Source organism: Streptomyces sp. NBC_00285 (genome assembly GCF_036174265.1).
Taxonomy (GTDB): Bacteria; Actinomycetota; Actinomycetes; order Streptomycetales; family Streptomycetaceae; genus Streptomyces.
In genome coordinates this window covers 7,273,886-7,299,955 of sequence record NZ_CP108055.1, presented here as the reverse complement: position 1 = coordinate 7,299,955, position 26,070 = coordinate 7,273,886, and the positions used below count along the sequence as shown (strand labels likewise).

The 26,070-nt window shown below is 69.8% G+C and carries 14 protein-coding genes and 1 tRNA gene; 2 read left to right on the top strand and 13 right to left on the bottom strand.

Annotated elements, in window-relative coordinates:
• Window positions 1-141: 141 nt before the first annotated feature.
• From rho to OHT57_RS33760, 7 genes are all read right to left on the bottom strand, one after another.
• Entirely contained in the window at window positions 142-2,229 is a 2,088-nt protein-coding gene (rho, locus tag OHT57_RS33790; RefSeq protein WP_328750514.1) for a transcription termination factor Rho, read from the bottom strand.
• A gap of 416 nt (window positions 2,230-2,645) precedes the next feature.
• Window positions 2,646-3,581 carry a homoserine kinase gene (gene thrB / locus OHT57_RS33785; RefSeq protein ID WP_328750513.1) on the bottom strand — a complete coding sequence of 312 codons (936 nt, stop codon included), beginning with the start codon at window positions 3,579-3,581 and terminating at the stop codon, window positions 2,646-2,648.
• Window positions 3,582-3,880: 299 nt separating this feature from the next.
• Window positions 3,881-4,939 carry a threonine synthase gene (gene thrC, locus OHT57_RS33780; protein WP_328750512.1) on the bottom strand — a complete coding sequence of 353 codons (1,059 nt, stop codon included), beginning with the start codon at window positions 4,937-4,939 and terminating at the stop codon, window positions 3,881-3,883.
• A gap of 6 nt (window positions 4,940-4,945) precedes the next feature.
• On the bottom strand, window positions 4,946-6,238 hold the full coding sequence (locus OHT57_RS33775) for a homoserine dehydrogenase (protein ID WP_328750511.1): 1,293 nt from the start codon (window positions 6,236-6,238) through the stop codon (window positions 4,946-4,948).
• A 191-nt stretch (window positions 6,239-6,429) separates the two neighbouring features.
• A complete protein-coding gene (gene lysA, locus OHT57_RS33770; RefSeq protein WP_328750510.1) occupies window positions 6,430-7,821 on the bottom strand; it encodes a diaminopimelate decarboxylase in 1,392 nt (463 codons plus the stop codon).
• Window positions 7,822-7,846: 25 nt separating this feature from the next.
• Window positions 7,847-8,956, bottom strand: a complete 1,110-nt coding sequence (gene nrtL / locus OHT57_RS33765) for an ArgS-related anticodon-binding protein NrtL (RefSeq protein ID WP_328750509.1) — start codon at window positions 8,954-8,956, stop codon at window positions 7,847-7,849.
• A gap of 210 nt (window positions 8,957-9,166) precedes the next feature.
• Window positions 9,167-9,685, bottom strand: coding sequence for a response regulator (locus OHT57_RS33760; protein ID WP_328750508.1), 519 nt, complete (start codon window positions 9,683-9,685; stop codon window positions 9,167-9,169).
• 129 nt (window positions 9,686-9,814) lie between these two features.
• Between OHT57_RS33760 and OHT57_RS33755 the strand changes: the two genes are divergently transcribed.
• Window positions 9,815-9,886, top strand: a tRNA-Arg gene (locus OHT57_RS33755).
• 737 nt (window positions 9,887-10,623) lie between these two features.
• Here the strand turns inward: OHT57_RS33755 and drmC are convergent.
• The 4 genes from drmC to OHT57_RS33735 all read right to left on the bottom strand — a co-directional run bounded on the left by drmC (window position 10,624) and on the right by OHT57_RS33735 (window position 18,867).
• Window positions 10,624-11,385 (bottom strand): DISARM system phospholipase D-like protein DrmC, encoded by a 762-nt coding sequence (drmC, locus tag OHT57_RS33750; protein ID WP_328750507.1) that lies wholly within the window; start codon window positions 11,383-11,385, stop codon window positions 10,624-10,626.
• A complete protein-coding gene (locus OHT57_RS33745; protein ID WP_328750505.1) occupies window positions 11,382-13,286 on the bottom strand; it encodes a DUF1998 domain-containing protein in 1,905 nt (634 codons plus the stop codon). Before OHT57_RS33745 ends, drmC begins: the two co-directional genes overlap by 4 nt.
• A complete protein-coding gene (gene drmA, locus OHT57_RS33740; protein ID WP_328750504.1) occupies window positions 13,283-17,155 on the bottom strand; it encodes a DISARM system helicase DrmA in 3,873 nt (1,290 codons plus the stop codon). Before drmA ends, OHT57_RS33745 begins: the two co-directional genes overlap by 4 nt.
• A gap of 128 nt (window positions 17,156-17,283) precedes the next feature.
• Window positions 17,284-18,867, bottom strand: a complete 1,584-nt coding sequence (locus OHT57_RS33735) for a hypothetical protein (RefSeq protein ID WP_328750503.1) — start codon at window positions 18,865-18,867, stop codon at window positions 17,284-17,286.
• A gap of 394 nt (window positions 18,868-19,261) precedes the next feature.
• Between OHT57_RS33735 and OHT57_RS33730 the strand changes: the two genes are divergently transcribed.
• Window positions 19,262-20,086, top strand: a complete 825-nt coding sequence (locus tag OHT57_RS33730; RefSeq protein ID WP_328750502.1) for a hypothetical protein — start codon at window positions 19,262-19,264, stop codon at window positions 20,084-20,086.
• A gap of 155 nt (window positions 20,087-20,241) precedes the next feature.
• On the opposite strand, the gene OHT57_RS33725 is transcribed toward OHT57_RS33730, so the two are convergent.
• Together OHT57_RS33725 and OHT57_RS33720 are read right to left on the bottom strand one after the other, a co-directional pair.
• The gene (locus OHT57_RS33725) at window positions 20,242-24,477 is read right to left on the bottom strand and encodes a hypothetical protein (protein ID WP_328750501.1); all 4,236 of its coding nucleotides are present in this window, start codon (window positions 24,475-24,477) and stop codon (window positions 20,242-20,244) included.
• A 40-nt stretch (window positions 24,478-24,517) separates the two neighbouring features.
• Window positions 24,518-25,999, bottom strand: coding sequence for a lipase/acyltransferase domain-containing protein (locus OHT57_RS33720; RefSeq protein ID WP_328750500.1), 1,482 nt, complete (start codon window positions 25,997-25,999; stop codon window positions 24,518-24,520).
• Window positions 26,000-26,070 lie beyond the last annotated feature (71 nt).

The window sequence follows — 26,070 nt, the reverse complement described above, 5'->3', positions numbered from 1 at the left end:
TATACCCATGCAAGTCCCCCCTAGGGATCACAAGTTCAGAGATTCGGAAAACTGACCGAAGAGCGTGATCGTAACCCGTCAGGATGCACCAAAAAGGGCCGCCCCCCGAAAACGGGAGACGGCCCTTCAGAAGGCTTCCGCTCAGTCGCCGTTGCCCGGCATCGGCGTCGTCTTCTGGATCTGCAGCAGGAACTCGGCGTTCGACTTCGTCTGCTTCATTTTGTCGAGCAGCAGCTCGATCGCCTGCTGGGAGTCGAGCGCGTGCAGCACCCGGCGCAGCTTCCAGGTGATGGCGAGCTCGTCGCTGCCGAGCAGGATCTCTTCCTTACGGGTGCCGGACGCGTCGACGTCCACCGCCGGGAAGATGCGCTTGTCGGCGAGCTTGCGGTCGAGCTTGAGCTCGGCGTTGCCGGTGCCCTTGAACTCCTCGAAGATGACCTCGTCCATGCGGGACCCGGTGTCCACCAGAGCGGTGGCGAGGATGGTCAGCGAGCCGCCGTCCTCGATGTTGCGGGCCGCACCGAAGAAGCGCTTCGGCGGGTACAGGGCGGTCGAGTCGACACCACCGGACAGGATGCGGCCGGAGGCCGGGGCAGCGAGGTTGTACGCACGGCCCAGACGCGTGATCGAGTCGAGCAGTACGACGACGTCGTGGCCCAGCTCCACCAGCCGCTTGGCGCGCTCGATGGCGAGCTCGGCGACCGTGGTGTGGTCCTCGGCCGGACGGTCGAAGGTCGAGGAGATGACCTCGCCCTTGACCGACCGCTGCATGTCGGTGACCTCTTCCGGACGCTCGTCGACCAGGACGACCATCAGGTGGCACTCGGGGTTGTTGACGGTGATCGCGTTGGCGATCGCCTGCAGGATCATGGTCTTGCCGGTCTTCGGCGGGGCCACGATCAGACCGCGCTGGCCCTTACCGATCGGCGCGACGAGGTCGATGATGCGGGTGGTGAGGATGCCGGGGTCCGTCTCCAGACGGAGGCGGTCCTGCGGGTAGAGCGGGGTCAGCTTGTTGAACTCCGGGCGGCCACGGCCCGATTCGGCGGCCATGCCGTTCGCGGAGTCGAGGCGGACCAGCGCGTTGAACTTCTCGCGGCGCTCGCCGTCCTTGGGCTGACGGACGGCACCGGTGACGTGGTCACCCTTGCGCAGGCCGTTCTTACGGACCTGGGCGAGGGAGACGTACACGTCGTTGGGACCCGGCAGGTAGCCCGACGTACGGATGAAGGCGTAGTTGTCGAGGATGTCCAGGATGCCCGCGACGGGGATCAGAACGTCGTCGTCGGCGAGCTGCGGCTCACCGGCGCTGCCGATCTCGTCACGCCCGCGACGGCCACGGCGGTCCCGGTAACGGCCCCGGCGGCCACGCCGACCGTCGCCGAACTCGTCGTCGTCCTGCGGGCCGTTGTCACGCTGCGGGCCGTTGTCGCGCTGGGGACCGGCGTCGCGCTGCTGACGGTCCTGACGGCCACTACCCTGCTGCTGGCCACGCTGCTGGCCGCCCTGACCCTGCTGGTCGTCGCTCTTGCGGCCACGGTCCTGACGGTCGCCGCGCTCCTGACGCTCGCCGCGGTCACGGCCCCGGTCACGGCGGTCGCGGCGGCCACGGCCCTCGCCGTCACCGGCGTCGCCCTGCGGCTGCTGCGCGGACGTCTCGGCCCTGGACTCGGTCTTCGCCTCGGCCACGATCGTCTCGGCGCCGCCCGCGGGGGCGCCGGCCTCGGCGGTGGCACGACGGCGACGGCGCTCGACGGGAGCGTCCTCGCCCCCGGCGTCCCGGCTGCGCTCGGCCTGGGCGATGCCCCCGGCCGGCTGACCGGGAATCTCGATCTGCTGCTGGGCCACGGCCTTCTCGGCGGGCGCCTCGGCCTTGGCCTCCGCCTTCGCCTCGGCGGCCTCGCCGGTACGGGCCTTGGAGGTGGCGCGGCGCTTCGGCTTGGTCTCGGCGGCGTCCCCGGCGGGGGCGGACGCGGCCTTCGCCGGAGCGCCACCTCCCGCCTGTGCCTCCTTGATGACCTCGATCAGCTGGCTCTTGCGCATACGCGCGGTGCCCCTGATGCCGAGGCCGGATGCGACCTGCTGGAGCTCGGCCAGCACCATGCCGTCGAGGCCGGTACCGCGGCGCCGCCGGGAGCCTGCACCGGTGGCAGGCGCGGAGGCGTCCGTGTCGGGCGCGGCAGCGGTCTCCTCGACACGTGCGCCCATCAGATCGGTGGTGTCGCTCACGAAGGGTCCTTCCCTGGAGCGGACGTCGGCCTGTCTGGCTCGGCGACCGTTTGTGCTGTCCGACGTCGGTCCCATCCTTGTGGACCGTGCCGGGGCGGTGGTCCGCCTGAACGGCGGAGGAATGTGGTGACGGCGCTTCCGAAAGCCGTGGCACTGAGTGTCTGTGTCACACGGTCTGGTCGCACCGGTTCCGGAGCGTGCCCGGCAAGTCGCTCAGCGCTCGCGTACGAGGTACTGCCCATGTACGTCGTACGAAACACAGTGCGGCTTGGGAGGCTCCCGGAAGAATGTCTGTCCCGGACGGGGACGTGAAGCACCTCGCCATGGTGGGGTCGGGTGCAGACTTGAGATTAACACTACCGGATCCAACAAACATTCCCCCTCTCGAAATCCGGCAACGGGCGCCGGATCTCCTGTCACTGTCCGATATCTCCGGCCGCCGCGAGCGGCAGCACGCATGCGCCGTGGGCGTCGAGTTGCAACCGGTTGGCTGCCCAACCCTCCCCTGCCAGATGGGCCACCTTGTCGGCGCTGTCCGCGTCGGCCAGCGCGAGCACGGTGGGCCCCGCCCCCGAGATGACCGCCGGGATCCCGTCGGCCCGCAGCCGCTCCACCAGCGCGGCGCTCTCCGGCATGGCGGGAGCGCGGTAGTCCTGGTGGAGACGGTCCTCGGTGGCCGGCAGCAGCAGCTCGGGGCGCCTGGTGAGGGCCTCGACGAGCAGCGCGGCACGGCCCGCGTTGGCGGCGGCGTCGACGTGCGGCACGGTGCGCGGGAGCAGACCGCGCGCGGTCTCCGTCAGAACTGCTTTCCCGGGCACGAAAACCACCGGAACGACGGAATCGGCGGGCTCCGTCCTGATCGCCCGGGCGGCGCCGCCCTCCATCCAGGAGAGCGTGAAACCGCCGAGCAGACAGGCCGCCACGTTGTCGGGGTGGCCCTCGATCTCGGTGGCGAGCTCCAGGAGCGCCGTGTCGTCGAGCCGGGCCTCGCCGCCTATGGTCACGGCGCGCGCGGCGACGATGCCGGCGCAGATGGCGGCCGAGGAGGAGCCCAGGCCACGGCCGTGCGGGATGCGGTTGGCGCAGACGATCTCCAGGCCGCGCGGCTGGCCGCCCAGCAGGTCGAAGGCGGTGCGCAGGGAACGTACGAGAAGGTGGTTCTCGTCGCGCGGGAGCGTCTCGCTCCCCTCCCCGGCGATGTCGATGAGCAGCCCGGAGTCGGCCACCCGGACGACCACGTCGTCGTAGAGCCCCAGTGAGAGGCCGAGGGCGTCGAAGCCCGGTCCGAGGTTGGCGCTGGTGGCGGGGACGCGCACCCGGACGGCGGCGGCACGGAAGGCGGGACCGGCCATCTCTCGATGACTCTCCTTGAGCTGCGTGATTGTCGAAGGCGTTCGATAGGTATCCGGAGACCCTCAGGCCGCGGAGACTACGCGGCTCCCTGCCATGCGCGGAGGCATATGCAGCGGGCGGGTTCGGTACAGCCTATCGAAGGAAGGTTCTGTGGCGACATAGGGCGCACAGGAGGCGCACGATGCGTGTCGCAAGCCCCCTGTGCACCCCTTCCGGGGATTCCCTGCTCAGAACTGTCCAGGGACGGTTCTGAGCAGGGTTCCGGACTGTTCAGAGCTGTGCAGTCGCTGTTTCGGTCTCAGGAAAGGCCGAGGCGTTCGGCCGCCGTCGCCGCGTCGACCGGGACGGTGACGGGCTGCGGGGCGCCGGCGACGGCCCAGTCGGGGTCCTTCAGACCGTTACCGGTGACCGTGCAGACGATGCGCTGCCCCGGATCGACCTTGCCCTGCTCCGCGGCCTTCAGCAGACCGGCCACCGAGGCTGCGGAGGCGGGCTCCACGAAGACGCCCTCCTGAGCGGCCAACAGCCGGTAGGCGCGCAGGATCTCACGGTCCGTCACCTCGTCGATGAACCCGCCGGACTCCTCCTTCGCCGCGAGGGCGTACTGCCAGGAGGCGGGGTTGCCGATACGGATGGCGGTGGCGATGGTCGAGGGGTCCTTGACGACCTCGCCGCGCACGATCGGGGCACTGCCGGAGGCCTGGAAGCCCCACATCCGGGGAGTCCTGGCGGCGATACCGTCGGCGGCGTACTCCTTGTACCCCTTCCAGTACGCGGTGATGTTGCCCGCGTTGCCGACCGGCAGGACGTGGACGTCGGGCGCGTCGCCGAGCATGTCCACGATCTCGAAGGCGGCTGTCTTCTGGCCCTCGATGCGCACCGGGTTGACCGAATTCACCAGCGCCACCGGGTAGTTGTCGCTCAGGGCGCGGGCCAGGGTGAGGCAGTCGTCGAAGTTGCCGTCGACCTGGAGGATCTTCGCGCCGTGGATGAGGGCCTGCCCCATCTTGCCGAGCGCGATCTTGCCCTGCGGGACGAGCACGGCACAGACCATGCCCGCGCGTACGGCATAGGCGGCGGCGCTCGCCGACGTGTTGCCGGTGGAGGCGCAGATGACCGCCTTCGCGCCCTCCTCCTTGGCCCGCGTGATGGCCATGGTCATGCCGCGGTCCTTGAAGGAACCGGTGGGGTTGGCGCCCTCCACCTTGAGGTGGACCTCGCACCCGGTGCGCTCGGAGAGCACCTGGGCGAGCACGAGGGGCGTGCCGCCCTCACGGAGCGACACGACCGGCGTGGTGTCGGAGACGGGCAGCCGGTCCCGGTACTCCTCGATGATTCCGCGCCACTGGTGGGTCATTGCTCGTTACTCTCCTTCAACCCGCATGATGCTGGCGACACCCCGCACGGTGTCGAGCTTGCGCAACGCCTCGACGGTCCCGTTCAGGGCGGCGTCGGACGCACGATGGGTGACGACGACAAGGGAGGCCTCGCCGTCCTTGCCGGTCTGCCGAACCGTATCGATGGAAACCCCGTGTTCCGCGAACACGGTGGCGACCTGGGCGAGAACACCGGGTTTGTCCGCCACGTCGAGGCTGATGTGATAGCGCGTGACGACCTCGCCCATGCCCGACACGGGGAGGGCGGCGTATGCGGACTCACCGGGTCCGGTCGTGCCGCTGAGCCGGTTGCGGCAGACGGCGACGAGGTCGCCGAGGACCGCGGAGGCGGTGGGGGCACCGCCCGCGCCGGGCCCGTAGAACATCAGCTGGCCGGAGGCGTCCGACTCGACGAACACCGCGTTGTACGCGCCGCGGACGGAGGCCAGCGGGTGGCTCAGGGGGATCATCGCGGGGTGCACGCGCGCGGTGACGGACTGCCCGTCCTCGGCCCGCTCGCAGATGGCGAGCAGCTTGATGGTGCAGCCCATGTTCTTCGCGGAGGCGAAGTCTGAGGCGGTCACCTCGGCCATGCCCTCGCGGTACACGTCGTCGAGGCGCACACGCGTGTGGAAGGCGATCCCGGCGAGGATCGCGGCCTTGGCGGCGGCGTCGAAGCCTTCGACGTCGGCGGTCGGGTCGGCTTCCGCGTACCCGAGCGCCGTGGCCTCGTCGAGGGCCTCCTGATAGCCGGCCCCCGTGGAGTCCATCTTGTCGAGGATGAAGTTCGTCGTGCCGTTGACGATGCCGAGCACCCGGTTGACCTTGTCGCCGGCGAGGGACTCGCGCAGCGGACGGATCAGCGGAATGGCACCGGCGACGGCGGCCTCGTAGTAGAGGTCCTTGCCGTGCTGTCCGGCCGCCGCGTGGAGGGCGGCGCCGTCCTGGGCGAGGAGCGCCTTGTTGGCGGAGACGACGGAGGCGCCGTGTTCGAAGGCGGCGGTGATCAGGGACCGGGCGGGCTCGATACCGCCGATGACCTCGACCACGACGTCGATGTCGCCGCGCTTGACGAGGGCGGTGGCGTCGGTGGTGACGAGGGAGGGGTCGATGCCCTCACGGACCTTGGAGGGCCGCCGTACTGCGACGCCCGCGAGTTCGACGGGGGCCCCGATCCGGGCGGCGAGGTCGTCGGCGTGCGTCGTCATGATGCGCGCCACCTCTGAGCCGACCACTCCGCAGCCCAGCAGCGCCACCTTCAGCGGACGCGTACGCATCATCCGACCTCGTTTCCTCATACCGTCAACGGTGGGACCAGTCTCACTCACCGGACGGGAGTTTCTGCCCCTCGTCCGGATTATGAGACATCTATTTCATTTGTACGGGGGCGGAAGACCGAAGATCTTCCGTTCCCGGCGGGACGGCCCTCGCGATATCTCTCTCGATATCGCTCTCGATGACTCTCTCGGCTTTATCCGACGTCGAGCCGCAGGAGGTCCTCCTCCGTCTCGCGGCGGACGATGACACGCGACGCACCGTCGTTGACGGAGACGACCGGCGGGCGCAGGACGTGGTTGTAGTTGCTCGCCATGGACCGGCAGTAGGCACCCGTCGCCGGTACGGCGATGAGGTCACCCGGTGCCAGGTCGGCGGGCAGGAACGCGTCCTTGACCACGATGTCCCCGCTCTCGCAGTGCTTGCCGACGACGCGGGCGAGCATCGGCTCGGCGTCGCTCGTCCTGGACACGAGGGCAACGGTGTACTCGGCGTCGTACAGCGCGGTGCGGATGTTGTCCGACATGCCGCCGTCGACGGAGACGTAGGTTCGCAGCCCGTCGAGGCGCTTGATGGTCCCGACCTCGTAGAGCGTGAAGGCGGTCGGCCCGACGATGGCGCGCCCGGGCTCGACGGAGATCCTCGGGGTCCGCAGCTTGGCGGACTCGCACTCCCTCGTCACGATCTCGGTGAGCGCCTTGGCGATCTCGTGCGGCTCACGGGGGTCGTCGTCGCTGGTGTAGGCGATGCCGAGCCCGCCGCCGAGGTCGATCTCGGGGAGCTCGACGCCGTGCTCGTCACGGACGTCCTTGAGCAGTCCGACGACACGGTGCGCGGCGACCTCGAAGCCGGACATGTCGAAGATCTGCGACCCGATGTGGGAGTGGATCCCGATGAGTTCGAGCCCGTCGAGCTTCAGCGCCCGCCGTACGGCCTCGGCGGCCTGCCCGCCGGCGAGCGGAATGCCGAACTTCTGGTCCTCGTGGGCGGTGGCGATGAACTCGTGGGTGTGGGCCTCGACGCCGACGGTGACACGGATCTGGACGCGCTGTCGCTTGCCGAGTCCCTGCGCGATGTGGGCGACGCGCACGATCTCCTGGAAGGAGTCGAGGACGATTCGGCCGACACCGTTCTCGATCGCCCTGGTGATCTCCCCCGTGGACTTGTTGTTGCCGTGGAAGGCGATGCGCTCGGCGGGCATGCCGGCGGAGAGCGCGGTGGCGAGCTCGCCACCGGAGCAGACGTCGAGGTTGAGCCCCTCCTCGTGCAGCCAGCGCACGACGGCCCGGGAGAGGAACGCCTTGCCGGCGTAGAAGACGTCGGCATCCGTCCCGAAGGCACTGCGCCAGGCCCGCGCCCGGGCCCGGAAGTCGGCCTCGTCGACGACGTAGGAGGGGGTGCCGTGCTCTTCGGCGAGCGTCTTGACGTCGATGCCGCCGACGGTGACGACACCGTCGCCGTCACGGCCGACGGTCTGGGCCCACACCTTGGGGTCGAGGGTGTTGAGGTCGGCGGGCGGCGCGGAGTAGTGCCCCTCGGGAAGGACGTCGGCGTGGCGGGGCCCGGCGGGATGTGCGGAACGGCTCATGTTCTCGGATGGCTTTCTGTGTGCGTCACAGGTGTTCGGGTGCGTCGATGCCGAGCAGGGACAGGCCACCGGCCAGCACCGCCCCGGCGGCTTCGGCGAGCGCGAGCCGGGCACGGTGGGCGGCCTGGGGTTTCTCCGCGCCGCGCGGGAGGACGGTGGCAAGGAACGGCAGAACGGCATCGGCGACGGTGACGAGATGCCGGGCGAGCAGATCGGGGGCGTGATGCGCGGCCGACCGGGCGAGGACGCGGGGGTGATCGGCGAGGGCGCTTTCCAGCGCCCTGGGGACCTGTGGGACCTGTGGGACCTGTGCGCCTTGCGGGTCCTGTACGGCGGTGTCGGCGCCCTGCGTGTCACCGGGCTCGGCGTGGAAGCCCAGGTCGGCGGCGTTGCGACGCACGGCCCGGGTGCGGGCGTGGGCGTAACGGACGCGGAAGAGAGGGTTGCTCTCGCGCTGGATCAGGTGGTCGGCGCTGATGCGGGGACGGTCGTGGGCGGCGGGGTGCAGGAGAGCCCAGCGGGCGGCGTCACGGCCGAGGGGGATGGGGTCCTGGTCCGCCGGTACGAGCCGTACGTTCGGGGCTTCGGGGATGCCGTACGCGTCGATGTGGGCAGCGAGGACGTCGATCCACTCGGGCTCGGGCCGGTCGGCGCAGGTGGTACGGACGAGGGCGCCCTGGGAGCGGAGGATGCGGGCGACAGCGTCGACGACGATGACGGAACGGACGTCGTGGGACGCGTGGAGTGGGAGGAACTTGTCGGTGGGCCGGTCGGTGGACCCGCCGGTGGGCCGGTCGGCATGGCCGTACCTCTGACCACGCCGCAGGATCTCCCGCACGAGATCCGCCCCGCTCCCCCGAACGCTGATGTTGAGAAACCCGGGCCCGGTGACGACGACGTCACTGACGCCGTCCGCACGGGCAAGGTGCCGTCGAATGATCTCGGCGACCCGCAGCGGCGGCTCTCCGGCCGGCCGGGCGAGCTGAAGGGCCACGTTGGTGGCGTAGTCACCACAGCCGCCGGCGCCGGGGGGCGTGACCTTGGCCCACCCCGGCACAGCCACGTCCAGCTCCCCGTCGTCGACAGCACGACGCACCGCGCACAGCACGGTACGGGAGAGCTCGACGGGGGTCACGGGACAAGCGTAGGGGAGGAGGGGGGTGGGTATGCGAATGGGTTTGGGCAGCAGTCCGGGATGTGGACGGTGGCCGCGCTGCGGGAGGAGGGGGAGGGCGGCCGGACTCTGAGAACGTGAGCGTCACGGAGAACGTGGGTGAGGCGAAAGCCTGCGTGCTGCGAGAACGGTGGCACAACGGTGGCACACGGAAACGGATGGCTCCGGCGATCAGCCGCCGGTACGACCGGCCCGCTCTGCCTCGCCACCACCAAGGACACCCCCGACGAGGGGGCTGTCCCCCTCCACCGCACCCCGTCCGCCCTCACTCTGCTCCAGCAACTGCCGTACGAGCCGTACGAGTTCGGCAGGCTCGAAGGGCTTGGCGAGGAAGGCGTCGACACCGACGTCGAGGCCACTGTCGACCTCGTACTGCGTGCAGGCGCTGACGATGGCGAGGGGCAGATGAGAGGTCCGGGGGTCGGAACGCAACCGCGCGGCGGTCCGCAGCCCGTCCAGCCGGGGCATGACCACATCGAGGGTGACCACATCGGGCTGCACCTGATGCACGACATCCAGACACTCGACACCATCGGCCGCGGTCACGACCTCGAGACCCTCCAGCTCGAGATTGACCCTGATCAACTGCCGGATGACCTTGTTGTCGTCCACAACAAGCACCCGACCCGACGCGCCTGGCACAACTCGAGAGTAGGTGCGGACCGGCCACCGCGTCCGGGTTTTCCCCACTTCCACCCCGCACGAGGACGCACCCCCACTCGGACCGCCCGGCGCCACCGCGAAACCCGTTCCTGATCACCCGGAGGGAGCTGGTAGTGTTCTGTCCGTCGCCACGAGCCATCAGCTCAACGCCGACACGCCCCCGTAGCTCAGGGGATAGAGCAACGGCCTCCGGAGCCGTGTGCGCAGGTTCGAATCCTGCCGGGGGCACCTTGCAGAAGGTGCCCAAAGACCCCGCCATCAGCGCAGTAGCTGAGGACGGGGTCTTCGCGTGTGTGCAGGCAGATGCCGTCAAAAGCAGCTGGTTGCCAGTGATCACGTTGTAATAGCGTGTTGATCTTGAGGGGGTTTGCGGCAGGTCAGCGGCCATTTTCAGGCTCTGCGATGATTACCGTGCTTCTTGGGCGCTCTAAAAATCCAGAGCAGCGTCGAAGGCAGCGAGAGTAGGGGCCATGGCTCTCCACTCATACAACACGGGTTCGTCGAGACGTAACTGCCCACGATCCGCGGGTCGGCGCGGTAGTCGAGGGCGAGGGCGACGTCATCGCCGAGTAGGCGATTCACCGCGATGAAGAAAGCCTGCTCAGCGTCCAGCCAAGGCAGTCCGGCCGCAGTCTCCTGACTGCGGCCCCGCGCCACATGCAAAAAGGCGGACTACCCGTCATCGTCTAAGGTGTCCAGCGAACGGGACTCCCATTCCATCCGGCCCGCGCTTGTGAGGGAATCGATCGGGCTCTCGAACCACGGGATCAGTCTCGCCATCTCAGTCGCCCGGATGGCACCACCGGCCTTGGTCGAGCAGGGAAATCAGTTGTGCGGGCAAGGGCAGTCCCGCACCGTCGGGTACTCCATGATGGACAGCGTGGCACAGTCCGTGTCGACCTCTACGCCCCCGTTACCTGCCCCGAGCCGGGGAAGTGGCCGCAGCACACGCGAAGGCAGGTTACTCAGGGCAGCGGAGTCAGAATCCCCCGGCGCTGCAGTTCTTTGATGTGTTCGGCAGCCCTCTGCGGAGCAGTGCCGCCTGTGATGAGCACCCCGGCTTCCAGATTCCTGCGGACCCCGGATTCCGTGAGGTTCGCGCTGCCCACCAGCAGGACGCGGCGGTCGGCGACGGCCAGTTTGGCGTGTTGCCGGGCACGTTCGTGCTCGCGTGCCGCAGGAGCCCAGTGCCACAGCCTCAAGCCCGGCACCGTGGCGAACGCGGCGGCAGGCTCGGGTCCGCCGAGCAGTCCGGCGGCGCCTTCCCGGGTTTCGACGACGACGTGGACTTCCACGCCGCGTGCGACGGCTTCACGCAGGGCGGATATCAGCGGAGGGTAGCGGCGGGCTGCATACGTCATAGCCAGGAGTTCGGAGCGGGCCTGGCTGACGACCTCGGTGAGGACGCGTGCGGTCGCGCGGACCGGCACGCCCGGTGTAGCGGGCCCGCTCCACACCGTACGTACTTCGGCTTCGTCCCGGCGCCGGGACCACCCCGCCACGAAGCCACGAAGATAGGCGGCGGCTTCGGCCGGCGGGATGTGGTCGTTGTGGGCTGCCTCGTACAGCGCCCTGATCGCATCGCCCGCGGCAGGGGCCTGCACCAGGAGCAGCGCGTGCTCCAGGCCCCTGCCGCGGGCGAACACCCCGGCCAGGTCCTTGGCGCGGGAAGGCCCGAGCAGGACGACAGCCTGCTCAGCCGCCGCCTCGAACTCCACACGGCTCACGGCCGCAGGTTCACCGGCGTCAGCACCTGGTCGGTGTCGTCGCCGAGTGGGACGAGGAAACGGCGGTCCAGGAAGCGGTTGCCGCGTTCGCAGGTCGTCTCGGAGACGAAGAGACAGACGTGGCAGGCCGCGCCGTGCAGGTAGTCCGCGGGGTCCTTCGGCAGCCGTTCGGCGCACAGCGGGTCGGAGGAGCAGCGGGCCGCGTCCTCCAGGGCCCTGCGCACGATCCGTTCGAAGTGGGTGTCCTCGGTGAGCGAGACGAGGCCGCCCAGGGTGCCCTCGGAGTCGGGGACTGCGGTGTAGATGAGGATGCCGGTACGGGTGTTCTCCTCGTCTCCGGCGTAGATACGTTCGCCGAGGCTCGCCGAGCTGTAGCCGCATTCGAGGGCGATGGTGCGGATCAGCAGGTGGGACAGGGTGTGCAGAGCTATGTAGCGTTCGCCGGGCCAGCCGCGCATGGGGTCGAAGGGGCCCGTGATGCGGTCCGACTTCCGGTTGCTGCGGAACCGGCCGAAGGCTTCCCGGTGCGCCGCCATCTGCGGCGACTTCTGCATCCGGTCCTCCCACTCGGCCATCAGGTCCTCGCGCACCCGCAGAAAGATGCCCTCACCGCGGACCTCACTGGCCGGCACCCAGCTCTGCGAGGTGCGGGAGAGCCGTACGAGGGTGGCGATCTCGTCGGATTCGGGGTCGGGGGCGTCAAGGCGGGTGAAGCCGACCAGCGCGCGGGCCTCCCGAAGCCGCTGCACCTGGCGGACGTCCGCGAACAGTCCGCCAAGGGTCGCGGGGACGGTGCCGCTCTCCATCGCGAAGTCGTCGGTGGGGTCGGGTACGTGCGGCGCGGCGAGGACGTCCCATTCGGGGCTGAGCAGGTCGGCCGCCACCTCGGTGGCCTGGTTCTGCTGTCCGGTCGCGCCCTGTCTGCGGGCCTCGACGGCGGCGATCAGCACGTCCGGGTCGTACTCCTTGAGGTAGGTGAACTGCGGCATGGCGGACAGGGCGTCGTAGACGGGACGAGAGGTGACGTTCTGCAGTTCCACCCAGCGTTCCTCGACGAGTTCGGTCAGGTCCTGGTTCCTGCTCGGCGGCAGGGCGAGGGCGCTGAGCGTCATCGGGAACCACTGGTTGGAGGCGCCCGCCACCATCAGGGTGGCTTCGCGGTCGCAGCCGTCACTCTCGAAGGCGGACAGGTGCGGGTGGCGGCCTCGGCAGGCGGGCAGCTCGGCGCGGCCCCGCTCCCCCATCGCGTCGCGGATGTTGCGCTTCTCCCCGCAGGCGACGCATTCGAGGGTGACGTTGGCCGCCTGGTTGCCTCCGTGGTCCTTCATCCGCATCAGCGGTCGGGGGCTCTTCGCGCACACGTTGCCACGGTGCACGAACATCGCGTACGGGAACTCGTCGAGGTGTCCGTTCGTGCAGACCAGGGTGAAGCGTGCGGTTACAGCGAGCGGCCTGCCGAACTTGCAGTCGCTGTGGGCGAACTTCGCCTCGTGCGGGGTGCGAGGGTTGTTGTTGAGGAAGGTGAAGGCGTCCGCGTCGATGGGGGCGAGCAGGTTGCACGCGGTACAGCGCAGCCACTGCGGGAAGGGCGTGACAGGGACCCCGATGCCCTGCGCTGCCCAGTCCTTGGGGGCGCCGTCCGCGCCCTCCATCCAGGGGGCGGAGCGCAACTCGCTGATCTGAGCCCGCCCGTAGAGCTGGAGGGCCCGGTTTACGGCGGCGCGCAGCCGGGGTTCCTCGATGAGGTAGTCGTCCGGGAGGAGCCCTGTGTGGCTCCAGGATTCGAGTCCCTTGACGAGGACGGAGAAGTTGGGCAGGTCGACGAGCGCACCCACCCCGGCCGTGTACATGAGGTGGCTGGGGCGTGCCGCGCCCACCCGCCGGTAGTAGTTGCCGCTCATCGCCGTCCCTTTCCTGCCGCCTCGGCGGCGTCCCCGTACTCGTCGGCGTCGACCTGCGCGCCGTCGTTGCCACCGTCTTCCCCGCCCGCTCCCTCAGGGTCCTTGCCGCCTGCGGCCCCGAAGTGCCAGGAGGGACCACCGTTGGTGGGCTGGTCCACGAAGTTGCCGCCGCCCGGCAGCAGCAGGTTGAGTTCGTTCTCGGTCTCCCGCATGGACATGGGCACGGTGAGCTCGTCCCAGCGTGAGCCGTCGGCCCGGTGAAGAAGCCCGGTGACCAGGGTGTCCTTCTTCTTCTCCTTGCGGTAGCCCAGGACGCCGCCGCTTTCGCGCCGTTCCTCCCAGCGGTCCTTCAGGGCCTCGATACGTTCGGTCAGGTAGCCCTGGGCACGCTGCCCGCCGACACGGTCCGCCCGTTCCAGCAGCCGTCGTTCGACCTGCTGGGCGAGTTCACCGTAGAGATCTACGTGCTGGGCATCGGTGTTGCGGGAGTGCTCGTACGCGGTCTGACGCAGCGCCGCGATGTACGTGGGTGCCGTGCCCCGGTCGAGCGCGCGGCGAGTGAACGGGGTGACCGACAGGGCTTCGACCTGGCGGTAGAAGGTCGCGTGGTAGTGCGCGAAGTCCTCGAAGTGCGCCAGGTCTCGCGGGCGGGACCAGTTGTAGAGGGTGACGACAAGTCCGGGGCGGCGCGCGTCCCGGCCGACGCGGGAGGACGCCTGGATGTACTCGGCGGTGTTCTTGGGCTGGCCGACGACGAGCATCAGGCCGAACCGGGAGACGTCGACGCCGACCTGGAGCATGGATGTGGCCAGTACGACGTCCACCGCCCGCTCCTGAACGGGCGTCATACGGGCCCGCGGCTCGCGCTTGTCCCGCCGGGCCGCCACGTACTCGGCGGCAAAGGCCTTGCGGCGCTTCGAAGTGTCCCGTTCCGGGTCGAAGGGGGACTCCAGCCGCTTGAGGGTGGCGCTGATGTCCGCCGAGGAGATGCGGGAGGTCAGTTCCTGGATGGTGAGCATCCCGGACTTGGTGGGAATGCGGTCCGCGATCGTGTCGTGCCCCTTGCGGCCACCGTTGGAGCGGACGCGGGTGGCGATGTCGTCGTCGAGGTAGCGGCGCATGCCGGCGAGTTCGCGGGTGGCGTTGAAGTAGCCGACGAGCGTCATGTACGGGTCGGCGGCGGCCCCGTAGGTGTCGAACTGCTCCTGTCCGGCGAGCAGCAGGATCTCGGCGACCCGGATCTCGGCGGCCTTGAGCCGGGTGCCGTGCGCGCACACGCCGAGGTAGCGGCGGCCGGGGTTGTCCCGGGCGAGCTCCACCTGCCGGGAGAAGAAGGTGTCGCCGACATCGAGGACCTGCGGTGGGAAGACGGCGACCTTACGGGCGAAGACGCCGCGCACCTGCTCGGCGGCGCGCTTGGTGGTGGCTGTGGACGCGACGATCTTCGGGCCTACCTCGTGTCGTACGCCGCCGCCGTCGGTGTACGACCAGCTGCACAGCTGGTCGATGGCGGCTTCGAAGAGTCCGACGGTGGTGCCGAGCGCGCCGGAGATCAGGTGCAGCTCGTCCTGGATGATCAGGTCTGGGGGCCGCAGCCGGGTGACAGGCTGGGCCGTCACCGCCTCCAACGACGTTCCCTTGCGGGTGTGACGGCTGCGGCAGCCGGTGCGCTCGTCGAGGTCGTCGTGGCGGTAGCCGTGGCGCGGGCACCATTCGGTGACGCGGCCGAACAGCAGCCCGGCGTACCCGTTCCAGGGCAGCTGGGCGAACTTGTCGACGGTGGCGATGACCATGGCAGGTGCGAGGCGGTAGATCTCCTCGTCCACGGTGAGCACGGGGATGCCCTCGCCGGGTGAGCCGAGCCGGGAGAAGGGGCAGCGGTCCTCGCCCTCGCCGCGCGGGCAGTACAGCAGCACACGGCGCCGGTCGGGGTCGTAGTCCATGTTGGAATGGGCGGTCAGGCCCTGCCCGCACCAGGGGCAGCTGAGGACCTGGATGACCCGCGCGTGCTTGTCGCTGGCGCTCTCCCGGGCCCCCGCGATCTGCTCCTGGGCCTCGCCGAACCAGTTGGGGGACACCGAGGTTCCCACCCACAGCCCGATACGGAACGGGGTCGCGCCCCAGCGCCGGTCGCGCGCGTACTCCTCGCGGCGCAGCACCTCGCAGGCGCTGACCAGGGCGGCGGCCCGCTGGAACTGCTGGGCCGTCAGCAGCCGCAGGGTGTAGCGCATGAGGACGGCGACTCCGGCGCTGCCGTCGCGGGCCTCGGCCGCGCTGCCCACGATGCCCTGGAGCCTGCGCAGGGCGAAGGTGTACGCGGCGAGGCCCAGGTAGGCCTCGGTCTTGCCGCCACCGGTGGGGAAGAACAGCAGGTCGACGAGGGCCTCGCGCCCGGTGCCGCGGTGCAGGTGGCCTGGCGCGCTCAGCGAGGCGAGGTTGAGCAGGACGAAGGCGAGCTGGAAGGGTCGCCAGGCGGCCGCCTCCTTGCCCTTCTCGTCCACTTCCTGGTGGGCCCGCCGGTAGGAGGCGGGATCGTCCTCGTGCCCGGCGCGCCGAGCGGCGATGGCGGTGTTGCGCCGCTGGAGCGCCATGGCCCGGTTGGCGAACCGGAACGCTTCGAGCGCGTCGTCGTCGGTGGAAAGGACGTCGATGCCGAAGGCGATGCGGTGACACACCTCCTCGGCCTGGTCGATAGCTGCCTCGGCGGCTTTGCGCAGGTCTTCGGGGAGGGTTACCGCCTTCTCGCGCTGTGTCTGGAGCCAGGTGCTGTAGCCGTCGGCGAGCGGAGCCAGGGCAGCGCTCAGTTCCGCGCGGCGGCCGGGCACGGCGAGGGCGGCGAGTTCGTCCATGCCGAGTTCCAGTCCGGCCAGCAGCGGCTGCTCGGCGACCTTGGGAGCGGTGGTGGCCCGCACGTCGTACTCGGGCAGCCAGGTGGTGACCAGCCGGTGGGCCCGCCGCTCATCGTGGCGTACGGCGGTGGTGACGGCGACGTTGCGGCCGACGGCGTAGCGAAGGCTGTCACGGTAGAGCAGCCGCAGCCGCCGCTCCTCCGGCTCCTCCGAGGCCCCGACTGACCTGGGGTCCAGCGGGTCGTCGATGGGCAGGAAGACGGCCGCCCGGTCGTCGGGGAACGCGGTGACCTCAAGGCCTGCCTGGAACAGCCACTGGGTGTCCCTGCGGTCGGTGGTGCTCTCGGGGAGCCTGTTGACCAGGGCGACCTCCACGACGCGCAGGTCCTCGCCCGTTACCCCGGCCGGGCGTTCGCGGACTTGTACGTCGAGGTGGATTCCGTGGGTGTCGTCCCCCTCCAGGACGCGGCGCTGGTCGCCGGCCCTGGTGACCTCGATGTCGATGGGGTGATGCTTCACGGGCTCGCGGCCCCACACGCGCACCGGGTTCGGGCTGGTGTCGACGATCCTGTCGGTCAGCGAGTACCGCCCCCAGCCGGCCGTGACGCTGAGCGTGCCGATCGACGCCGGAACCACGAAGGACAGCCCCATGGAGGAGGCCCAGATGCGGCCGGCGGCCTGCGGTGTGAGGCGCTCGGGCAGTTCGCCGCCCTCGGCGCCCTGCCCGTCGTCGCTGCCGGGTTCGTCGTCGCCGGTCTGCGCGGCGCTGCGGGCCATCTGTCGGGCGTTGTCACCGCCGTCCGGGCGGGGGCCGAGCATGCCCACGAGGTAGCGGTCGCGCGGCCCCGCCGACCGGTGCGGCAGTTCCTCGGTCTCCCCGTCCCAGGGGCCGAGGAGGTCCCGCCGTATGTACGTCACCAGCCCGTCGCGTACGTCGTACGAGTCGCCGGAGCGGAAGGTCTGCGGCACCTCGTTCAGCGGATGCGGCACGCCGGGTGCGGCGGGGGGCTGGGACGGCATGGTGATCGGGCCCTTTCTGGCATGACTGAGCCAACTGGGTGAGGCTACCGCGCGCAGTGCGGAGCGACACCGAGATGAAGCATGACGTTTATTGACTCAGTTCACAACCGAGTCAGGGAAAGGCTCCCTCAGAACAGGGTGTCCCCCCTGGGGAACAGCCCACCATCGACGGCGTCTCCCCATGTGTCGTCCACGTCCTCGGCCGGCGACTCCCCCCGCTCCCCGGCCGCACGCCCGCCCGCCTCCGGCGCGATGAGGACCGCGAGCTTACGCGGGTCGGCCCCCGTCATCGCGTCCAGCGCCCGGAGCGCCTTGCCGCGCATGGCCTCGCGCAGAGCCGGGGGCACAGGCACGCTGACGACCCGCAGCACCCGGAACCCGCCGCCCGCGTCCCGCACCAGGAACCCGAGCCGGACCCTCCCGGCCCGCGCCAGCACCAGCAGCTCGCACATCTCGTGCGGGTCCTCGACGTCGTACCGGAACCGCATGATCAGGTTCTGGGCGTGGGGGTCGTCCGGCGGGAGGCCGACGAGCATGTCGTGCGGATCGTCGAGCGTGCGGTGCCCGATCCGGACCTGCCCGTCATGCTTGAACCTCATGGCGGCGGCCGACTCGATGCCGCTTTCGGCGGCATAGAGCCACCAGGGCTGGGACCCGATCGTGCCGGTCCAGCCGAACTGGGCGTCCTCCGAGTACACCTTGGCCACCATCGCCATCCACTCCGGGGCGACGGCCCGGGGGCGCTCGGCCGGCTTCAGCGGGGCGTAGTCCTCCTCGGTGAAGACCGGGGTCGGCAGCGTCCCGGACTCCGGGGCGCACCAGATGTCCGCGTACTGCCGCAGATACGCCTCGCAGCGCGCCGCCTCCGCCGCACCGAGGCCGAGGTACGCCCGCTCCAGCGGAGTCAGCCGTTCGGTGAACTCCCCGTCGAGCCATGCCAGGTACGACTTTCCGGTGTCCCGGATGGACGGCAGGACGGCACACAAGGCGGCGGGGAGTTCACCGCCGCCTTGCTCCAGGTTCCCTGCGGCGACCGCGGTCAGCGCGTCCGCGAGCGCCCGCTCCCGGTGGACCAGGTCGAGATGGGGCACGGCGGCGAGTTCGTCGGCCTTCTCGGAGGCGAACGCCTCGATCTCCTCGGCCAGCGAAGGCCACCGGGTGACGAGCATCCGCGCGTACGCCGCTTCCTGACCCGCAGTGGCGGCCTCCAGATGGTCGAAGAAGCCGCGCCAGTCGCCGTCCGGCCCCTCGACGGCCATCAGACCGCGCCGCCAGATCCCGTCGCTGTCCAGCGACCAGCGCTCCCGCAGCTCCTGATGGACGCGCGTCCAGCCCACCTCCTCGGCCCGGATCTCCGCCCAGTGCGCGAGAAGCCCCTCACCGAGCGGCTCCCGCCACCACGAGCGCAGGAGCGGCACGGTCGGCTCACGCAGGGCGGTCCACAGTTCCTCGACCTCTTCCACCCGCTCGGGCGCGCGTACCCCCTGCGCTCCCGCCAGGCACACCAGGCCACCGGCGACGAAGGCGATGTCCTGGCACTCCATGTCCGCCTGCGCCACGCGGGCGAGCACGGTCGCGGAGACGAGGTTTCGCGGCCCGAGGTCCTTCGGGACAGCGTCCGCCACGGCGGGCGACAGATCCTCCAGGAGCCATGCGAGCTCTTCCGCGATCTCGTCGAACCAGGCTCTGCGTAAGGTGCGGAACCGGGACATCTCTTCTCCCCCGCTGGTGTCATCGGTCATGGGTTGCGCGCGGATCGCCACAGCGTCGGCTCGGCCGGCGTACTTCCCGGCAGCCGGGCGCGCGAGTCCCTACAACTCCCGTGCGTACGCCGGGTGTTGATCGGGACGACTCGAACAGTACAAGGGCCGGAGGAAACCATGCCGGTCACCATCGAGGATCAGGCGAGAAAGTTCATGACGAGCACCGAACTCCTAAATCGATTGACTTAGTTCACACAAAAGCCCATCCTGGTGCGCGTCACGTCGCCCCCGAGGGCCCAACTCCCGGGCGCCGAAGCGGCATTGAGAGTACATCTCGACGCACGATCGAGCGGAGGAAGTTGTGCCAGGCACGGGTGGGGACGAGGATCAGGCGAAGCAGTTCATGGCGGTCCCTGGGCGGGACGTCATCGCATGGCTGGAACGGCAGGGGTGGACACGGCCGACCACCGAGAACAGCGGCTCGGTGTGGACCGTCCGGGGCGGAAACCAGGACAAACTCTGCTACGTGTGCGACGACTTCGACGGCTACGGCCGGTATACGTACTGCGCCGAACACGAGGACCCTGTGGCCGCTCTGGTGTACCCGGTGCGAGACCGCCGGAGCGCCGAAGCCGCCCTGCGCACCATCTGCGCCCAGGAGCGGATGACGGCCGATGAGCTCTTGCACGCCCTCACCCTGCGGGGCTGCCACGAGGCTCACCTGTACTTCACGGGCTCACTGTTCCGGTACCCGGCCGACATCGAGAGCCTCTGGAGGGCGCTGGCCAACCTCACGGAGATCATGAGCTTCAGCTATGACGCCGCGGGCGCGGAAGACGCGAATGGTTCGGCGTACAGCCATGCCTCGCTGGTCGCGCCCGACCACGTGGTGTTCGGGTACGGGTACGGGGACGAGGAGGAGGAAGACCCGAAGGACGGTGACGGGGAGTCGAGGGCTGGAGGGCGGTTTCGGGCCCCGGCCCGCAGGGCGGCGGGGAGGCTGCAGACCACCCTGGGCCTGCTCCATCCGTCGCCACGGGCGACTTCGGTCGTCAGGCAGTACGCCACAGGCGAGCTGACGACGGAAGAGGTCGTGAGCTGGGAGGACTTCAGGCCCGCGGCGGGCCCGGAACGCGACCTCTGGGACATGCTCGACAACTTCCGGCATGAGCACGCGCCATTCCAACACTGGCGGTTCGACTGGGGGCTCGACGGACATCAGGACTGACGGGCAGTCTCCGGTCGGACCTCCGCCGCCGCCGTTCGACGATGCGTACGCGACGAGTTCGCCGGGGTAGGAGGAGGCCTGGCCGGCCTTGCGCGGTAGTCCCGCCGGGTGTAGCGGCCGTGCGTGACAGGGTCCAGGTGGGCAGCAAGTACGGCTCAGAACGTGCTGGCCAGGTTGGACGCCGCCTCAATGCTCACCTGCAACAGGCCTTCCGCCGTGGCCAGGGCCAGGTCGCCGTCGACGACTGCGACATCGTGCACGCGAAGGCCCAGGGGAATCCTCAGCGCCTCGGCTTCCGTCTCGCAGTTCCAGAAGCGGACCGTTCCGTCGGCGTCACCTGTGACGAGCATGGCTTCCTGGTCCGGGAGCCGGTACGACTCCACGGAGGTCAGGCCGGGGTGGGCGAGTGGTTTTCCTACGGCCTGGCCTGTCATGAGGTTCCACCGTCGTACGACCCCGTCCGCGCCTGCCGTGGCGAGGAGGGACTGCCCACCGAGTCCGACAAACGCGGACAAGGCCCGCACCCCACCGGCGTGATCCGTCACCACCTCACCAGTCTTCTCACCCGTGCCCGGATCCCACAGCCGCACCACCTCGTCCTCACCGCCCGTCGCCAGGAACGACCGCCCACCGAACCCGACGAACGCCGACAACGCCCGTACACCACCGGCGTGATCCGTCACCACCTCGCCGGTCATCGCACCGGTACCCGGATCCCACAGCCGCACCACGCCGTCCTCACCACCCGTGGCGAAGACGAGCTTGTGCTCATCGTCCTGGACCACTCGGAGCGCGGTCACCGCGAGGACGTCTCCGTCATGTTCGGTCTCCAGCATGTCGACCTGCTCGCCCTCGGCCGGGTCGAACACGCGGAGCACCCCCTCGGCGTCCACCGCGGCGATCAGGGTCTGTTCCTCCTCGCCGGTGAAGGACGTCAGCGTCCGCGTGGTCGTCACGGCGTCGTCGAAGGGCACGCCTGCCGGTTGGCCGTCGCGCGGTGCCCAGATCCGCAGCGTGTGATCGTCGCCGCCGGTGGCCAGCAGTTGGTGTGCGCCGGACAGGGGCGGCACCCGCGACACGGCCCTCACCCAGTTCTCGTGGCCTGTCAGAGGCGCTGTGACCGGCTGGCCGCCGGCCGGATCCCACAGCCGTACGCTGTTGTCCTGACCGGCGGTGACGAGCAGGGTCCGTGTACCAGCCTCGGTCTCCTCGACCAGCGTTCCCACCGCGAGGACCGGCTCCCCGTGGCCGGTGACTGGCGTCATGGTCTGTCTGCCGGTCTCCGGGTCCCAGATCCGTAGCGTCCCGTCCTCACCGCCCGACGCCAGCAGCGTCTGTCCGTCCCGCCCCTCGAACGCCGTGACGGAGAAGACGGCTCCGTCGTGACCGGTCAGAGGATCGATGGTTTCCTCCCCGGTGGTCGGGTCCCAGATCCGTATCGTGCCGTCGTTGCCCGCGGTGGCCAGGAGCACGTGCCTGTCCTGGCCGTCCAGGCCGACGAACGCCACCACCGAGTAGACGTCGCCGTCGTGGCCGATGGCCACGAGTTCCTCTGTCTCCCGGTCGGTGTACGGGTCCCAGCCCGTCACGTACTCCTCCCGGCCGCCTCCCACCGCCAGTTCCTTGCCGGTCAGCGGCTCCCAGACGCGTACGGTCCCGTCTCCGCATCCCGTGGCAAGCAGCGTCTGCCCGTCGTCGTCCTCAAACTTCGCCACCGAGTGGACCCAGTCGTCGTGACCGGTCAGCGGCTCCCCCACGGCCTCTCCCCTCGCGGGGTCCCACATGCGTACCGTGCCGTCCGCGCCCCCGGTGGCCAGCAGTGTCCGCCCGGCTGGAGCCTCGAACGCCGTGATCGACTGGACGGCACCCTCGTGCAGCGTCACCGGGTCCCCTACGGCTTCCCCCCTCACCGGGTCCCAGACAAGCACCATCCCGTCATCGCTGCCCGAGGCCAACAGCACCCTCCGTGAGGCGTCGGTGAACGCCACGAGGGTCTGTACCGAACCGGAGTGACCGGTGAGACGCAAGTGCGGTGCGTGGCGCTTCAGTTGCCCCCAGGCCACCGACCAGGCCGAATCAGGGTCGGAAGACCTTCTGCCGAAGCGCTGCACGACGGTCTCCGGTGCGCAGCGAAGGCTCGCCAGCTCCCGCAGTCCCCGCCTGTCCCTGGGGTCCGCGGTGGTGAGCTGCTCCCACGCGAACAGGACTCCCGCCACCGCCGGAGGCAGCTCGAACCGGCCCAGGGCTCTGAGCATGACGCTCGCGACGACCGCCGAGGGGCTCAGCCGGTCGAGCAGTTGGGGACGGTCCGCCAGGACCTGCCATCCGTCCGGCCCGGCGAGACCAGCATGGGTGGGCAGGTGTTGCACGACATAGGGGTTGGGCCGGTGGTCCGACACCGGGCCGTTCGAGGGTCCCGCCAGGTACTCGGTGATACGGCGGTGCCGGTCGTCGTGCGCGGAGGGCGGACCCGTCCGGGTGAAGTGCTCGGAGAAGGTCCGGTGTGCCAGGCGGTACACGCTCTGGCCCGATTCCGTGTCCAGCATGAGGTACGGCGCGGCAGTGTCCGTCAGCTCCGTGATGTCGTCGTCGGTGACGGCGATGTCAGGGCTGTCGGCGAGGGCCGTGGCGATGCCTGCCCACACGCCGTCGGCGATGGGCAGGCCGCGCCCCTGCGCCAGGGCGAGCGCTTCGAGCAGGAGGCGATTGCAGGGGGCCTGTTCACTCAGCCGCTCGACGGCCCGGGTGAAGAGCTGTCGGTGGTCGCATGCGAGGAGGGGGGTCGGGTCGGCGGCCAGCTCGGGGTTGCTGATGACCTCGTGCACGGCGAGGCGGCCGTAGAGGAATTCCCGGTCGAGGCTGCTGAGGGCTTCCGCAGTGCTGTCGATCTGCGAGGGTTCGACGCCCAACCGGGCCCGTGCCGCGTGCAGTCGGTTGCGTATGTACTGGCGCATGGCCGCGGGGTCGCGGGTGACGCTCAGTGTCTCGCGGTTGCCGTTCCGGTCGGCTCCCAGTGCCTCCATGAGGTCGGCATCCTCGGATACCGGCAGATCGGGGCCTTCGGCAGTGGACCGGCGTGTGCCGACGACGACGCGAACCCCGGGCAGGTCCGCCAGGGGGCTGAGTATCCGTTCCGCGATCAGCAGAGGCAGGTGTGCCTCGTCGAGCGCATCCGCCAGTAGCGTGAAGCGGACCTCGGCATCGGCCCTGGGGGGCTGTCCGCCGGCCCCTCTGTCGACCGTGCGAAAACGCTCGACCAGCCAGGCGCACTGTTCGCCGATCGCCGCGTCGGGCGGAGTGCCGAGCCCGGCCGATTCGGCGATCCGCTGCACCACGGTCCGGGGCGTCGCCCCCGTCAGGTGAAGCACCGAGTCGAATACGTCGTAGGGAGGAACGCTGCCCTCGGGCAGGGGGCCGAGCTTCTGATGCTTCATCAGGATGTCGGCGAGCTCCCGCCGGGAGTGCACCACGACATGCCCGAGAAGCGCCGACTTCCCCGACCCCGCCGCTCCGGTGACGACGAGCATGCCCCCTTGCGCGCTGTCGAGCCACGCGAGGATCCGGCGGCGCTCGTCCTCCCGGCCTTCGAAGTACCAGTTCTGTTCGCCGAGTTCTGCGCCACTGGCCTTGGGAACGAAGTGGAGACGCTCGTCGTCCGTGAGTGATTCGAGGACCTTCTCGATGTCGGTCACGGTGTCCAGAGAGGCCTGCATGCGGCCCGCCAGAGTGGGGAAGGTACGGCGCAGAGCTGCACTGCCGTCATCCAGACGTATGTGGATGGCACAGCCGTTCAGGTTCCGCTGGAGCTCCCCGACGAGTTCGTAGAAGCTGATCGTGTCCTTGGTGCGGAACGTACCGGTCAGAACGGTGGTCAGCACCCTGCGGAAGGCGCCGAGGGCAGTGCTCCCCTCCGCGGCCGTCGCGACCAGTAGGTAGTTGCGCGCTTCTCCGTCATCCAGGGCCTTGGAGTACATCCGGTCCACGAAGTCACTGGAGGAGCAAGCGTCGATGATCACGATGGCCCAGCCGGCGTCGACCTGACACTGCCGTGCCTTGAGCGACTGCAGCAGGTCCTCGGGCCCGATGCCGTTCTGAGTCAGCTCCGCGGGGCTGAGGGCGTGGGCGAGCAACGTCGTGGAGCCCCCGTTGCTCCACCCATGGCCGACCCAGTACAGAAATGTGTCACCGGTGACGTGGGGGGCCGACCACTCTTCGAGGCGTTGTTTGACAGCACCGACGTCTCGCTCCGCCGCGGGGACCGGCCAGGGGTCGACGCGGGCGCCGAACGGTTCCAGCAGCGCGGCGACGGCCGCCGCCTCCGGCTCCGTCTCCAGGTGGTCGTGGTGAACGTACACACCGATGTCGACGGGAAAGAACTGCAGCGGCCCCACGGCATTCACACCGTCCGAAACAGTCATCATCGGCCGCGTCTCAGTCGTCCTCGGGATCGACTGCCAGAACGAGCTGTGTGACGGGTGCGTTGCCTCCGGATTTGGCCTTGATCCGGTACAGACCGGGTGCAGGCAGGGTGACTTGAGCGCCGAGCTCACCATCGATCCGGCGGAGGCCCGCCCTGGCGATCTGCTGATCGGTTGCCGCGTTGTGGACGGTGCACCGGGTCCCGGCGTTCGCGGGCTGCCCTGAGTCCGGTGCGGAACGTACCCACAGCGGCCAAGGGCTGCCCGCCACGACGTAGTCGGGAACGTCCAGGCCGAAGAGGCCGTCTCCCAGCGCGGGACCGCGGTTGTGGTCGTACTCGGTGAGCACGGCTCGCACGTACTCGATGGCGGCGCTGTCCTTGGCCAGGCCGCCATGCTGCAAGGGGAGCCCTATGGGCTCGTTCGAGGCGAGGTGGGCCGCGTCCCGGTAGACGGTGCCGTCGCCTGCCCGGTTACGGCGGATGGGGTTGCGGTCACTGTCGCGGGCCAGCTCACCGTCTCCGTTCCGCTCGAACGCGACGTACTGCTTCTGCACCACCCCGGCTTCGAGGCGCAGACTCTGCGCCGTCGGCTGCGCGACGCCGACGACCGCACGGTGTCCTGGGAGCGCGGGTGCCTGTTCACGCATACGCTGCTGGAACAGCTGGGCTTCACGGGCGAGTTCCGCGTCGCCGCCCAAGGCCACCACGTCGGCCGGACCGAGGCGGTGCACGTCCGTACCCGCGTCGACGCAGCGGTAGTCCGGCAGCAGGTCGTGTACGCCGGGCAGTGTCGCCGACAGTGCCTGCATCCGGCGTCGCAGCCGGGCGGGCAGCCGGCTGGAGCGGTCGCCGTTGAGGGTGACGGCTGCCTTGACCGAACCGAGGAACGGCGTGCCGAGCGTGACCACTGCCCTGGTCTCGGGGGCCAGGTCACTGCCCTGCGATGCGGCGTGGGCGAAGGCGGCCCGGGCGACCAGGCCGCCCATGGAATGGGCGACGAACACCAGGCGGGCATCTCGCCCGTCCGGGTGCCGACGGCGTGCCCGATCGTGCTCGTCACTGGCGCGCCAACGGATCAGGTGACGGTGGGCGGCTTCCGCCAGCAGTTCTCCGTTGACGGCGACGGGCAGCCGCCAGTCGTACGGGAACTCGAGTACGGCCTTCGGGTCGGCGACCGTCCGCTCGACGGCGGCGAGCAGGGCACTGTAGGGCTCGAACCCCTTCACGAACGGCGCCCAGGCGGGGAAACGCAGCAGCTCGGTGGCTTCCACCCGGCCGTATTTGCCGGACCGCTCGTCCTCGTCCAGGTGCAGCGGGTGCATCCCGTCGTCGCGCAGCCAGGCGCCCAGCCACCGAGGGTCACGCAACCCCCACACCGTTCGCCCCGTGGTGGTGTCCCGCAGCGCGCTGCCCATGATCCCGGGCACCACGACCACGGCGTCATGCGTGACATCAGGTGCCACGCCGGTGCGCTCGTTCCCCCCATACGTCATGCGGGAACGATATCCGGCATGTGCCGTGCGCAGGGCAGGAAAGCCGAGGACCGCCGCCGACAACAGGCAGC